This is a genomic window from Streptomyces sp. CB02366 (assembly GCF_001905905.1).
GTDB lineage: Bacteria > Actinomycetota > Actinomycetes > Streptomycetales > Streptomycetaceae > Streptomyces.
This window is the reverse complement of the sequence record NZ_LIVT01000004.1, coordinates 337,167-349,449: the sequence shown is the minus strand read 5'-3', so window position 1 is coordinate 349,449 and position 12,283 is coordinate 337,167. Positions and strand designations below refer to the sequence as shown.

Genomic DNA, 12,283 nt, shown 5'->3' with positions numbered 1-12,283 from the left:
CCGGCGGTGACACGCGCTACACCACGAAGGGCCCGCGTCGCCGAGAGCGACGCGGGCCCTTCCCTCGTTTGCAGTCACTGAACGCGCTGGAACGGATGAATCTTCCTAGCGTGGACGGCATGAACCACACGCCGCGCCTCCGCACCGTAGTGAGCTGCACCCTGCTGGTCGTGACCCTCGCCGCGGGTGCGACCGCCTGTGGATCCTCCGACGGCCACCCGCTCTCGACGAAGCCCTTCGACGCGAGCGACCAGGTCTCCTTCAACGGCCCCTCCAGCAAGGAGAAGGCCGATCCCGACAAGCCCCTGGAAGTCACCGTCAAGGGCGACGAGGGGCGCATCACCGACGTCAGCGCCGTGGACACCGGGGGCCGCCACCTCGCGGGAGAGCTCTCCGCCGACGGCAGGCGCTGGCGCTCCACCGTCCCCCTCGCGGCCGGCACCGGATACACCGTCAGGGTCGCCATGGAGAACGCCGACGGCGCTCCAGGCGTCCGTACGCTCTCCTTCGGCACCTCATCGCCCAAGAAGCTGCTGAAGGTCGCCTTCGGCCCTGAGGCGGGCACCTACGGCGTCGGACAGCCCATCACGGCGGAACTCAGCGCTCCGATCACCGACAAGGCGGCCAGGGCCACCGTCGAGCGCGCCCTGAAGGTCCGCTCCACCCCGGCGGTCACCGGCTCCTGGCACTGGGTGGACGACAAGAAGCTGCACTACCGCCCGAAGGAGTACTGGCCGGCCAACGCCTCCATCGAGGTGCGCTCCAACCTGGCGGGCATCAAGGTGACCAACGCGCTCTACGGAGCCGACGCCAAGCCGCTCAAGCTCCGGACCGGCGACCGGATCGAGGCCGTCACCGACGCCTCGGACCACTCCATGACGGTGCTCCGCAACGGAGAAGTGATCAACACCATTCCGGTCACCACCGGCAAGCCCGGGTTCTCCACCCGCAACGGGGTCAAGGTGGTGCTCGCCAAGGAGCAGTTCGTCCGTATGCGCGGGGAGAGCATCGGTATCGCGGCCGGTTCCTCGGAGTCGTACGACCTGCCGGTCTACTGGGCCACCCGGGTGACCTGGAGCGGCGAGTACGTGCACGCCGCCCCCTGGTCCGTCGGCTCCCAGGGCAGCGCCAACGTCAGCCACGGCTGCACCGGCATGAGCACGAGCAACGCCGAGTGGTTCTTCGACACCGTACGCGAGGGCGACATCGTCAAGGTCGTCGGCAGCGAGGGCGAGGACATGGACCCGTTCGGCAACGGGTTCGGCGACTGGAACCTCTCCTGGGAGGAGTGGCAGCGGGGCAGCGCCCTCCACGAGGGGGCGCCGGACAGCCCGCAGACCCTCCAGGCCGCCCGGCTGCGTCCCCACGTCTGAGACCCGGGCCGGGCGCCCGCCGGGCGCCCGCCCACCGGGCCGCGGCGGCCTCTCAGGCCCCCACGGAGAGCCGCTGCCGCAGCAGGGCGGCCAGCGCGTCGGCGAACTCCACCGGCTCCACCGGCAGCGTCACGGCGGCCTCCGCGCGGCTCCAGGTGGCCAGCCACGCGTCCTGCGGGCGGCCGATCAGCAGGAGCACCGGCGGGCAGCGGAAGATCTCGTCCTTGATCTGGCGGCAGACGCCCATGCCGCCGACGGGAGCCGTCTCGCCGTCCAGCACACAGACGTCGACGCCCCCGCCGTCCAGCGCCGCGAGGACGGCCGGGAGCGTCGCGCACTCCAGGAACTCCACCGGTGGCACGTCCGCGGCGGGCCGGCGACCGGCTGCCAGCCGCACCTGCTCCCGGATGTTGGCGTCGTCGCTGTAGACCAGGACCGTGGCGGTCGCCTGCATTGTTCCTCCGTGACATCGACGTCGTCGGGGCTCTCGGGGCATGAACCGATGCGCGGATCGTACTCCGCCCGACCGGCCGTCAGCACCGGTAATGACGACGTCGCGCTGGGCCGTTCGGCGCAGGGCGCGACCCCTGCGGACGGCACGGACACACCGAACGGCACCCCCCGGGGTGAGGGCGGGATAAGCGACCGACATAATGTCGGTCGTGGCGACAGCAACGACAGTAGAAACCGGGCACGCGCACCCGTCGGTCAATCGGCCGAACCTCACCAGCGTCGGAACCATCATCTGGTTGAGTTCCGAGCTGATGTTCTTCGCGGCCCTCTTCGCGATGTACTTCACCCTGCGATCGGTGATGGGACCCGATTACTGGAAGGAGATGTCCGGCCATCTGAACTTCCCGTTCTCGGCGACGAACACCACCATCCTGGTGCTCTCCTCACTCACCTGCCAGCTCGGCGTCTTCGCCGCCGAGCGGGGCGATGTGAAGAAGCTCCGCACCTGGTTCATCATCACGTTCGTGATGGGTGCGATCTTCATCGGCGGCCAGGTCCTGGAGTACACCGAGCTGGTCAAGGACGCGGGGCTCTCCCTCTCGTCCGACCCCTACGGCTCGGTGTTCTACCTGACCACCGGCTTCCACGGTCTGCACGTGACAGGCGGTCTCATCGCCTTCCTGCTGGTCCTCGGCAGAACGTACGCGGCCAAGAGGTTCACCCACGATCAGGCCACCGCCGCCATCGTCGTGTCCTACTACTGGCACTTCGTCGATGTCGTATGGATCGGCCTGTTCGCAACGATCTACATGATCAAGTAACCGGGCTCGCACCCGCCCACCATCGACGCAGAAGATCCTGACACCGGGGTAATCCGTGAAAAAGCTCTCCGCACGACGACGCCATCCGCTGGCGGCGGTCGTCGTACTACTCCTCGCGCTGGCGGCTACCGGGGGGCTGTACGCCGCGTTTGCGCCTGCGGGCAAGGCGCAGGCCGATGAAACCGCCCAGTCCCTCGCCATCGAAGAGGGCAAGAAGCTCTACGCCGTAGGCTGCGCCAGCTGCCACGGCACCGGCGGTCAGGGCACCACCGACGGGCCGTCCCTCGTGGGCGTGGGCTCCGCCGCCGTGGACTTCCAGGTCGGTACGGGCCGTATGCCCGCGCAGCAGCCGGGCGCCCAGGTACCGAAGAAGAAGGTCATCTACAGCCAGGCGGAGATCGACCAGCTCGCGGCGTACGTCGCGTCGCTCGGCGCCGGTCCGATCACGCCGACCGACAAGCAGGTCGACCCGGCGGGCGCGGACGTCGCCAACGGCGGCGAACTGTTCCGCACCAACTGCGCCCAGTGCCACAACTTCACCGGTAAGGGCGGAGCCCTGACGGAGGGCAAGTACGCACCCGACCTCGAAGGTGTGAGCCCGAAGCACATCTACGAGGCCATGCAGACCGGCCCGCAGAGCATGCCCTCCTTCCCCGACACGACGATGCCGGAGCAGGAGAAGAAGGACATCATCGCGTACATCGAGACCGTGAACGGTGATGAGACGGAGAGCCCCGGCGGTCTGGCCCTCGGCGGTCTCGGCCCGGTCAGCGAGGGCCTGTTCGCCTGGATCTTCGGACTCGGTGCGCTCGTCGCAGTCGCCGTTTGGGTCGCGGCCCACACCGCTAAGGCCAAGAAGTCATGAGTAGCCAACAGATTCCAGAAGACAACCTGCCCGTTGTGCAGGAGACCGCGCACGGCGCGGTGGAGCGTGCGGACGACCCGTTCGCCGACCCCGGGCTGCCGGCCCACCAGCCGCGCATCCAGGACCTCGACGAACGCGCCGCGAACCGCTCCGAGCGCGCCGTCGCGTTCATGTTCACCCTTTCGATGCTGGCGACGGTGGGCTTCATCGCCTCCTACGTCATCTTCCCGGTGGACAAGATCGTCTACATCTGGCCGTTCGGCCACGTGAGCGCGCTCAACTTCTCCCTGGGTCTCACCCTGGGCGCGGCGCTCTTCTTCATCGGCGCGGGAGCCGTCCACTGGGCGCGCACCCTCATGTCCGACGTCGAGGTCGCGGACGACCGTCACCCGATCGAGGCGACGCCCGAGGTCAAGGCCCAGGTCATGGCCGACTTCGCGGCCGGTGCCGCGGAGTCCGCGATCGGCCGTCGCAAGCTGATCCGCAACACCATGTTCGGCGCGCTGGCCCTGGTGCCGCTCTCCGGCGTGGTCCTGCTGCGCGACCTCGGTCCGCTGCCGGAGAAGAAGCTCCGCAAGACCCTCTGGGCGGAGGGCAAGCAGCTCATCAACATGAACACGATGAAGCCGCTGCGCCCCGAGCACATCACCGTCGGGTCGCTGACCTTCGCCATGCCCGAGGGGCTCGACCCGGAGGCGCACGACTTCCAGACGCAGATGGGCAAGGCCGCCCTGATGCTCGTCCGCATCGAGCCGGACGACATCAAGGACAAGCGCCAGCGGGACTGGGCCCACGAGGGCATCGTCGCGTTCTCCAAGGTCTGCACCCACGTCGGCTGCCCGATCAGCCTGTACGAGCAGCAGACGCACCACGTGCTCTGCCCGTGCCACCAGTCCACCTTCGACCTTTCCGACGGCGCTCGCGTCATCTTCGGTCCCGCCGGCCACCCCCTTCCGCAGCTGCGGATCGGAGTCAACAGCGAGGGCAACCTCGAGGCGCTCGGCGACTTCGACGAGCCCGTCGGTGCTGCCTTCTGGGAGCGCGGATGAGTACTGCGACGACAAACCCCTCCGCCGCCGAACCGGCGAGCGGGCGCAAGGCCCCGGCGGGCGAGCGGGTCGCCGACTGGGCTGACGGCCGGCTGGGCATCTACGGCCTGGCCAAGGCCAACATGCGCAAGATCTTCCCGGACCACTGGTCCTTCATGCTCGGTGAGGTCGCGCTCTACAGCTTCATCATCATCATCCTCACGGGTGTGTACCTGACGCTGTTCTTCCAGCCGAGCATGGGCGAGATCGTTTACCACGGTCCGTACGAGCCCATGCAGGGCATCCGGATGTCCGAGGCGTACGCCTCGACCCTGAAGATCAGCTTCGAGGTCCGCGGTGGTCTGCTCGTGCGGCAGATCCACCACTGGGCCGCGCTGATCTTCCTGGCCGCCATGTTCGTGCACATGATGCGCGTCTTCTTCACGGGCGCCTTCCGCAAGCCGCGCGAGATCAACTGGCTGTTCGGCTTCCTGCTGTTCGTGCTCGGCATGTTCACCGGGTTCACCGGCTACTCCCTCCCGGACGACCTGCTCTCCGGTACGGGTGTCCGCTTCACCCAGGGCGCGATCCTGTCCGTGCCGATCGTCGGCACGTACATCTCGATGTTCCTGTTCGGCGGCGAGTTCCCCGGCCACGACTTCGTGGCCCGGTTCTACTCGGTCCACATCCTGCTGCTGCCGGGCATCATGCTCGGCCTGCTGGTGGCCCACCTGATCCTGGTCTTCTACCACAAGCACACGCAGTTCGCGGGCCCCGGCCGGACCAACAAGAACGTCGTCGGCATGCCGCTGCTGCCCGTGTACATGGCGAAGGCCGGAGGGTTCTTCTTCCTCGTCTTCGGCATCATCGCGGTCATCTCGGCGATCGCCACGATCAACCCGATCTGGGCCATCGGCCCCTACCGGGTCGACCAGGTCTCCACCGGCGCCCAGCCCGACTGGTACATGGGCTTCGCCGAGGGTCTGGTCCGTGTGATGCCGGGCTGGGAGATCAACCTGTGGGGCCACACGCTCGTCCTGGGCGTGTTCATCCCGCTGGTCGCCTTCGGCCTGGTGCTCGGCGTCATCGCGCTCTACCCGTTCATCGAGTCCTGGGTCACCGGCGACAAGCGCGAGCACCACATCCTGGACCGCCCGCGCAACGCCCCGACGCGCACCGCGTTCGGCGCCGCGTGGATCACGGCCTACTTCGTCGGCCTCATCGGCGGCGGCAACGACCTGTGGGCCACGCACTTCCACCTGTCGATCAACGCCATCACCTGGTTCGTCCGGATCTTCTTCTTCCTCGGACCGGTCATCGTGTTCATCGTCACCAAGCGGATCTGCCTCGGCCTCCAGCGCCGCGACCGGGAGAAGGTGCTGCACGGACGCGAGTCCGGCATCATCAAGCGCCTGCCGCACGGTGAGTTCGTGGAGGTCCACGAGCCGCTCAGCCCCGCGCAGCTGCACACGCTCACGGCGCACGAGCAGTACAAGCCGCTCGAACTCGGCCCCGCGGTCGACGAGAACGGCGTGAAGCGCAAGATCTCCCCGGTGCAGAAGCTGCGCGCCAAGCTCAGCAAGGGGTTCTACGGCGAGGGGAACCAGATCCCCAAGGCGACCCCCGAGGAGTACAAGGAGATCAGCGAGGGCCACGGCCACCACTGATCCCCTGAACTGATCGCCACCGCGAGAGCCCCGTCCATTCGATGGACGGGGCTCTTCGCGGTCCCCGGCGCTGGATAGGGTGGAGCCGATTCCCCTGACCGGCTGTGGACCCTGGAGCGGACCATGAACGTGGTGACCCCGAGCGGCGGCGACGGCGTGGCGGCCCCCTCCTGGCCCGGCCTCCTGAACCCGCTCCTGCGCGGCGAGGACCTCAGCTCCGAGGAGACCGCCTGGGCCATGGACCGCATCATGAGCGGCGAGGCCACCGACGCGCAGATCGCCGGATTCGCCGTGGCGCTGCGGGCCAAGGGCGAGACCGTCGACGAGGTCACCGGACTGGTCCGCGCGATGTACGCCCACGCCAACACCATCCGGGTGCCGGGCCGCACGGTCGACATCGTCGGCACCGGCGGCGACCTCGCCAGGACGGTCAACATCTCGACCATGTCCGCGATCGTCGTCGCCGGCACCGGCGCCAAGGTCGTCAAGCACGGCAACCGGGCCGCCTCCTCCGCCAGCGGCTCCTCCGACGTGCTGGAGAAGCTCGGCGTCAATCTGGAGCTGACCCCGCGGCGGGTCGTCGAGGTCGCCGAAGAGGCGGGCATCACCTTCTGCTTCGCCGTGAAGTTCCACCCCGCCCTGCGGTACGCCGCCAAGGCCCGCAAGGAGCTCGGCGCGCAGACCACGTTCAACATCCTGGGCCCCCTCACCAACCCGGCCCAGGTCCGCGCCCAGGCGGTCGGCGTCGCCGACGCCCGGATGGCGCCCATCGTCGCGGGCGTCCTGGCCGCCCGGGGCAACTCCGCCCTGGTCTTCCGCGGCGACGACGGCCTCGACGAGCTGACCACCACCGCCACCTCCCGGGTCTGGGTGGTGCGGGACGGCGCGGTCCGCGAAGAGGCGTTCGACCCGCGTGACGTCGGGCTGCCCATCGTCCCCGTCGAGGCGCTGCGCGGCGCGGACGCCTCGTACAACGCCGATGTGGCCCGGCGGCTGCTGGACGGCGAGGGCGGCGCGGTGAGGGAGGCGGTCCTGCTCAACTCGGCGGCGGCCCTGGTCGCCCTGGACCCGGCCGCGGGGACGCTGGTCGAACAGCTCGCGGCGAAGATCGCGGTGGCCGCCGACTCCATCGACTCCGGGGCGGCCAAGCGGGCCCTGGAGCGCTGGGTGGCGGCCAGCAACGCCTGACGCCGCGGGGAGGAGACCCTCCGGCGCACGCGGTGCGCGACAGGGCGCGGTCCGGTATCCGGACCGCGCCTTGCGCGTGCGCCCAGGTATGGCAAGATGCTGCGCAGGTCATGAGTGACAGCGACTACGGCCCCGGCCCGCTGTCCGGCAACCCTCCGTCCGTGGCGGGGTGCCCCGGGTGAAGACCAGGCCGTAGGCAGCGAGGTCTGCGGCAAGCGCGGGCCCCTCGGCATCCAGCGGATGCCAGCCCCCGGGGTCCTGGTCCCTAGGGAGCCTTCTGTGAGCAAGCGAATGCGCTAGGGCTTCCCGCCCTTCTTCCGCGCACCCTTCTTTCCTTTCCCTCCTTGCGCTGCCGCGTACCGCCGGCGCGGGGATTTCGCCTGCCTGTTACGGGAGTTCGCCATGTCTGTCCCCACCGCTGCCCTCGACCCGTCGGTTTGTGCCCCGCTGCCCGTTCTGGGGCGGGACGTCACTGTCCCGCTCGTCACCGGCGGGGAGGTCGCCTACGCCGCGCTCGACTACGCCGCCAGCGCGCCGGCCCTCCAGCGGGTCTGGGACGACGTCGCCGCGTACGCCCCGTACTACGGCAGCGTCCACCGCGGCGCCGGCTACCTCTCGCAGCTCTCCACCGACCTCTTCGAGGGCAGCCGCCGCACGGTCGCGGAGTTCCTCGGCTGCCGCGCGGACGACCAGGTGGTCTTCACCCGCTCCACCACCGACTCCCTCAACCTGCTGGCCGCCGCCCTCCCCGCCGACTGCCAGGTCTTCGTGTACGAGACCGAGCACCACGCCTCCCTGCTGCCCTGGCGCGACGCCCGGGTCACCTACCTCAACGCGCCCCGCACCCCGGCCCGGGCCGTCGAGACCCTGGAGCGCGCGCTCGCCGCCCGCGACCCCTACGGCCCCGCCCTCGTCTGCGTCACCGGCGCGTCCAACGTGACCGGCGAGCTGTGGCCGGTGAAGGAACTCGCCGCCGCCGCCCACGCGCACGGCGCCCGGATCGTCCTGGACGCCGCCCAGCTGGCCCCGCACCACCCGGTGGACATCGCGGAACTGGACGTCGACTGGGTCGCGTTCTCCGGCCACAAGCTGTACGCGCCCTTCGGCTCCGGGGTCCTGGCCGGCCGCGCCGACTGGCTCCAGACCGCCGAGCCCTACCTCGCCGGCGGCGGCGCGTCCCGCAAGGTCGCCCGCCGCGCCGACGGCGGCGTGGACGTCGACTGGCACACCACCGCCGCCCGCCACGAGGCCGGTTCGCCCAACGTCATCGGCGTCCACGCCATCGCCTCCGCGTGCAAGGCCCTGACCGAGGCGGGCTTCGACCACCTCGTCGCCCGCGAACAGGAGTTGGTGGCCCGGGTCCGTCAGGGGCTGGCCGAGGTGCCCGAGGTGCGGGTGCTCTCGCTGTTCGGCGACGACGCGCCGCGGGTCGGAGTCATCTCCTTCGTGGTGCGCGGCTGGAACAGCTCGCACTTCGCCGCCGCCCTCTCCGCGGAGTACGGCATCGGCGTCCGCGACGGCCTCTTCTGCGCCCACCCGCTGGTGCGCACCCTGCTCGGCAGCGACTCGCAGGAGCCGGGGGAGTGCGGCGCGCCCGAGGCCGAGCCGGGCGAGAGGTCGCTGAACGCGATCCGGGTGAGCTTCGGGGCCGGTACGCCCGACGAGCACATCGACCGCTTCCTGCGCGCGGTCTCCGAGCTGGTCCGCGACGGCGCCCGCTGGAACTACCGGACCGAGGACGGCCGCTGCGTCCCGGACCGCGGCGAGGCCGCGCAGCTCTGAGGAGAGGCCTCCACGGCGACGCCCCGACCGGGCCGGGCGCGCGGCCCGTCCCCGGCCGAGGCGTCGCCGTGGGGCGCCTACGCGTCGAGACCGATGGCGAAGGCCGCTTCCAGGTCGTGCTGGGAGTACGTACGGAAGGCCACATGGGTGTCGGTGCCCTCGACGCCCGGGATCTTGCTGATCCGGCCGGGGATGACGTCGGCGAGGTCGTCGTGCCGGGCGACGCGGACCATGGCGATCAGGTCGTAGGTGCCGGTGACGGAGAAGACCTCGCTGACGCTGTCCAGCGCGGCGATGGCCTCGGCGATCTCCGGAATCCGGTCCACGCTGGTCTTGATGAGCACGATCGCGGTGATCACGGCTGGCTGTCTCCCTCGGTGGCTGGAACCTTCACTCTAGCTCTCCGCCCATGGAGCCCCCAGGCGTAGAGGAAGCCGACCGCGAACCCCGCCACATGGGCCAGGTACGCCACCCCCGGCCCGCTGCCCGCGCTCTGCGCCGCCGCCCACTGGAGGGCGAACCAGAAGACCAGCACGATCCAGGCGGGGAAGCGCAGCGGCAGGAAGAAGAGGAACGGGAACAGGCTGGTCACCCGGGCCCTGGGGAAGAGGTACAGGAACGCGCCGAGCACCGCGGAGATCGCCCCCGACGCCCCGACCAGCGTCTGCTCGGAGTCGGCGTGCGCCGCCGCGTAACAGACCAGCGCCACGTAGCCGCAGCCCACGTAGAACAGGGCGAACCGCACCCTGCCCATGCGCTCCTCGGTCATCGCGCCGAACACGTACAGGAACAGCAGGTTCCCCAGCAGGTGCAGCCAGCTGCCGTGCACGAACAGCGCGGTGAACGGCGTGAGCAGCGCGTGTGCCGATCCCTCCCACAGCTCGGCGGGGATCACGCCCCACCGCTCGAAGTACGCGGCCTGCGCGGCGAGCAGCGCGTCCTCGCCCCCGCGGGCGGCGCCGCCGAACCCGGAGAGCGGGCTGATCAGGAAGACCACCCCGCAGACGCCGATCAGCCCGTGGGCGACCGGGGCGCCGCCCGACGTCACCGCCTCCCGGATCCGTCCGGCCGTGGTCCGCCGCCCGGCCCGCCGCCACTCGATCATGTGCCGAGCATGGCCTACCCGTGCGGAACGCGTGGGAGCGCCTCGCCGTGCCGGGGGCCATACGCGAGGCCGTAGGGTTGCGCCAGGACTTCCGCAGTTCGACGGCGCACCGCGAGATCCTTGACGTAGACAGGTGGAGACGCGGCGGCGCGCCCGGCGCGGACTCCCGGAGACGACGAAAGAGGACGCAACGATGACGACGGTCCCCCTGCCGACCGACGGGACACGCTGGCGCTGCACCCTGTGCGGCAATCTCACGCGCTTCGACGTGACCCGTTCCTCCAAGGTCGTGGAGTACGTGCACCTCGACCTGGCCGGTGAGCCGAGTGTCGAGGAGCGGGAGGTGGTCAGTGAGACCATCGAGTCGGTCCGCTGTCGTTGGTGCAATGCGGTGGACCGGATCGAACTGGTGGACAAGCCGGGCGCCGCTTCCTGAGGAGCGGGCCCTTCACGTATATGGGGTGACGGACGGTGGAACAGCCGACCAGCGGCGCCGGGCCGGCCGATGAGGCCGGCGGCGGTGCGGAGGCGCTCGGCCGTCCGCTGCCCGAAGGAGTGCGGCGGCGGGTGATCGCGCTGGTCGCGGACGCCTTCGGCGCCCTGACCGTCTCCGAACTGCCCCCTCAGCTGCGGCAGTACTCCCGGTTCACCCCGACCCGGCGGGCGAAGTTCGCGGGGAACGCGATGGCCGCCGCGCTCGAGGGCGACGCCGCCTTCCGGCAGCGGATCGGGGAGCGGCTCGGCCAGTCGCAGCCCGAGCTGGCCGGCGCCCTGGAGGCGGGTTCGCCGCCCGCCGCCGCCGACCCCCTCGACGTGGCGGCGGCCGCCTACGTGTTGCGCCCGGCCGGCTGGGTCAAGCTGGTGGAGGCCGCCGGCGAGGAGGTCCAGCGCGCCGACGCGGAACGGGCGGACGAGGAGGCCCGGCGCGAGCTGGAGCACCTGCGCCAGGAACTGGAGCGGGCCCGCGCCCACACCCGCGCCGAGACCGAACGGCTGCGCACCGAGCTGGAGGCGGCCCGCAAGGAGGCCGAGTCCCTGCACCGCAAGCTGCGCAGCGCCCAGAGCGAGGTCAAGCGCGGTGAGGCCGCCCTGCGCCGCAGCGTCGCCGAGACCGAGGCCGTGCGGACGGAGTCGGCCGCCCAGCTCTCCGCGGTGGAGAGCGAGGCGCGGCGGCTCAAGGGGCGGCTGGGGGAGGCCGAGGCGGCGCTGGAGGCGAGCCGCCGGGCCGCTCGCGAGGGCCGCTCGGTGGAGGACATGCGGCTGCGGCTGCTCCTGGACACCGTGCTGGACGCGGCGTCGGGGCTGCGCCGGGAGTTGGCGCTGCCCCCGGCGACGACCCACCCGGCCGACACCGTGGACGCGCTGGAGCCGGGCCGGATGTCGCCCAAGGACATTGCGGCCCGAGCCCTTTCGGAGACCGACCCGGCCCTGCTGGACCAACTGCTGGCGCTGCCGCAGGCCCACCTCATCGTGGACGGCTACAACGTCACCAAGACCGGTTATCCCCAGATGCCGCTGGAGAAGCAGCGGTTGCGGCTGCTGGGCGGGCTCTCGGTGCTCGCCGCGCAGACCGGCGCCGAGATGACCTGTGTCTTCGACGGGGCCGAACTGGCCGCCCCGGTGCTGCTCGCCCCGCCGCGCGGCGTGCGGGTGCTGTTCAGCAAGCCCGGCGTCACGGCGGACGAGGTGATCCGCCAACTCGCCCGTGCCGAACCGCCGGGACGGCCCGTGGTGGTCGTCTCCACGGACCGGGAGGTGGCGGACGGCGTGGCGAAGGCGGGGGCGCGGCCGGTCGCGTCCGTCCTGCTCCTCAAACGCCTTTCACGCGTCTGAAGTTATTTGGGTGGCATGTGTGACATGCCGGTTTTCTGGGAACGTACCGTCAAGTCCCCGCTACACGCGGTGGGGTGAGAGTAAAGAAGTGCCCCGTGTGACGAGAAAAATCCTGTGAGGATTTGAACTGATCACAAGTTGGTCACTAGGGTCAGGCCTCGAACCTTC

The 12,283-nt window shown here is 70.5% G+C and carries 12 protein-coding genes and 1 riboswitch; of the genes, 9 read left to right on the top strand and 3 right to left on the bottom strand.

Annotated elements, in window-relative coordinates; translation table 11 throughout:
- Window positions 1–119: 119 nt before the first annotated feature.
- Window positions 120–1,373 carry a L,D-transpeptidase gene (locus AMK24_RS15910; protein ID WP_073769589.1) on the top strand — a complete coding sequence of 418 codons (1,254 nt, stop codon included), beginning with the start codon at window positions 120–122 and terminating at the stop codon, window positions 1,371–1,373.
- A gap of 52 nt (window positions 1,374–1,425) precedes the next feature.
- Here the strand turns inward: AMK24_RS15910 and AMK24_RS15905 are convergent, their stop codons facing one another.
- Window positions 1,426–1,827 (bottom strand): response regulator transcription factor, encoded by a 402-nt coding sequence (locus AMK24_RS15905; protein ID WP_073769396.1) that lies wholly within the window; start codon window positions 1,825–1,827, stop codon window positions 1,426–1,428.
- 199 nt (window positions 1,828–2,026) lie between these two features.
- On the opposite strand from AMK24_RS15905, the gene ctaE reads away from it, so the two are divergent.
- The 6 genes from ctaE to AMK24_RS15875 all read left to right on the top strand — a co-directional run bounded on the left by ctaE (window position 2,027) and on the right by AMK24_RS15875 (window position 9,177).
- Window positions 2,027–2,647, top strand: a complete 621-nt coding sequence (ctaE, locus tag AMK24_RS15900) for an aa3-type cytochrome oxidase subunit III (protein WP_073769395.1) — start codon at window positions 2,027–2,029, stop codon at window positions 2,645–2,647.
- A 55-nt stretch (window positions 2,648–2,702) separates the two neighbouring features.
- Window positions 2,703–3,512, top strand: a complete 810-nt coding sequence (gene qcrC, locus AMK24_RS15895; protein ID WP_003969636.1) for a cytochrome bc1 complex diheme cytochrome c subunit — start codon at window positions 2,703–2,705, stop codon at window positions 3,510–3,512.
- Window positions 3,509–4,561: a cytochrome bc1 complex Rieske iron-sulfur subunit gene (gene qcrA / locus AMK24_RS15890; RefSeq protein ID WP_073769394.1), complete on the top strand. Its 1,053-nt coding sequence runs from the start codon at window positions 3,509–3,511 to the stop codon at window positions 4,559–4,561. Before qcrC ends, qcrA begins: the two co-directional genes overlap by 4 nt.
- Window positions 4,558–6,207 carry a cytochrome bc1 complex cytochrome b subunit gene (qcrB, locus tag AMK24_RS15885; RefSeq protein WP_073769393.1) on the top strand — a complete coding sequence of 550 codons (1,650 nt, stop codon included), beginning with the start codon at window positions 4,558–4,560 and terminating at the stop codon, window positions 6,205–6,207. The genes qcrA and qcrB overlap by 4 nt, the downstream gene beginning before the upstream one ends.
- A gap of 123 nt (window positions 6,208–6,330) precedes the next feature.
- Window positions 6,331–7,395 carry an anthranilate phosphoribosyltransferase gene (gene trpD, locus AMK24_RS15880; RefSeq protein WP_073769392.1) on the top strand — a complete coding sequence of 355 codons (1,065 nt, stop codon included), beginning with the start codon at window positions 6,331–6,333 and terminating at the stop codon, window positions 7,393–7,395.
- Window positions 7,396–7,501: 106 nt separating this feature from the next.
- Window positions 7,502–7,619: riboswitch (SAM riboswitch) on the top strand.
- A gap of 178 nt (window positions 7,620–7,797) precedes the next feature.
- Window positions 7,798–9,177: an aminotransferase class V-fold PLP-dependent enzyme gene (locus AMK24_RS15875; RefSeq protein ID WP_073769391.1), complete on the top strand. Its 1,380-nt coding sequence runs from the start codon at window positions 7,798–7,800 to the stop codon at window positions 9,175–9,177.
- A gap of 77 nt (window positions 9,178–9,254) precedes the next feature.
- On the opposite strand, the gene AMK24_RS15870 is transcribed toward AMK24_RS15875, so the two are convergent.
- Both AMK24_RS15870 and AMK24_RS15865 read right to left on the bottom strand, forming a co-directional pair.
- Complete coding sequence (locus tag AMK24_RS15870) at window positions 9,255–9,536, bottom strand: Lrp/AsnC family transcriptional regulator (RefSeq protein WP_003969641.1); 282 nt, start codon at window positions 9,534–9,536, stop codon at window positions 9,255–9,257.
- Window positions 9,533–10,282, bottom strand: a complete 750-nt coding sequence (locus AMK24_RS15865; RefSeq protein WP_073769390.1) for a rhomboid family intramembrane serine protease — start codon at window positions 10,280–10,282, stop codon at window positions 9,533–9,535. The genes AMK24_RS15870 and AMK24_RS15865 overlap by 4 nt, the downstream gene beginning before the upstream one ends.
- A gap of 193 nt (window positions 10,283–10,475) precedes the next feature.
- On the opposite strand from AMK24_RS15865, the gene AMK24_RS15860 reads away from it, so the two are divergent.
- A complete protein-coding gene (locus AMK24_RS15860; protein ID WP_073769389.1) occupies window positions 10,476–10,718 on the top strand; it encodes a hypothetical protein in 243 nt (80 codons plus the stop codon).
- Window positions 10,719–10,753: 35 nt separating this feature from the next.
- Window positions 10,754–12,115, top strand: a complete 1,362-nt coding sequence (locus tag AMK24_RS15855) for an NYN domain-containing protein (protein ID WP_073769388.1) — start codon at window positions 10,754–10,756, stop codon at window positions 12,113–12,115.
- The last annotated feature ends 168 nt before the right edge of the window (window positions 12,116–12,283 follow it).

Excerpts from the sequence above, each read along its gene's own strand:
- AMK24_RS15910 (WP_073769589.1), top strand. The coding sequence starts at position 120 with ATGAACCACACGCCGCGCCTCCGCACCGTAGTGAGCTGCACCCTGCTG.
- AMK24_RS15875 (WP_073769391.1), top strand. The coding sequence starts at position 7,798 with ATGTCTGTCCCCACCGCTGCCCTCGACCCGTCGGTTTGTGCCCCGCTG.
- AMK24_RS15905 (WP_073769396.1), bottom strand. The coding sequence starts at position 1,827 with ATGCAGGCGACCGCCACGGTCCTGGTCTACAGCGACGACGCCAACATC.
- AMK24_RS15860 (WP_073769389.1), top strand. The coding sequence starts at position 10,476 with ATGACGACGGTCCCCCTGCCGACCGACGGGACACGCTGGCGCTGCACC.
- qcrA (WP_073769394.1), top strand. The coding sequence starts at position 3,509 with ATGAGTAGCCAACAGATTCCAGAAGACAACCTGCCCGTTGTGCAGGAG.
- trpD (WP_073769392.1), top strand. The coding sequence starts at position 6,331 with ATGAACGTGGTGACCCCGAGCGGCGGCGACGGCGTGGCGGCCCCCTCC.
- AMK24_RS15865 (WP_073769390.1), bottom strand. The coding sequence starts at position 10,282 with ATGATCGAGTGGCGGCGGGCCGGGCGGCGGACCACGGCCGGACGGATC.
- ctaE (WP_073769395.1), top strand. The coding sequence starts at position 2,027 with ATGTCGGTCGTGGCGACAGCAACGACAGTAGAAACCGGGCACGCGCAC.
- qcrB (WP_073769393.1), top strand. The coding sequence starts at position 4,558 with ATGAGTACTGCGACGACAAACCCCTCCGCCGCCGAACCGGCGAGCGGG.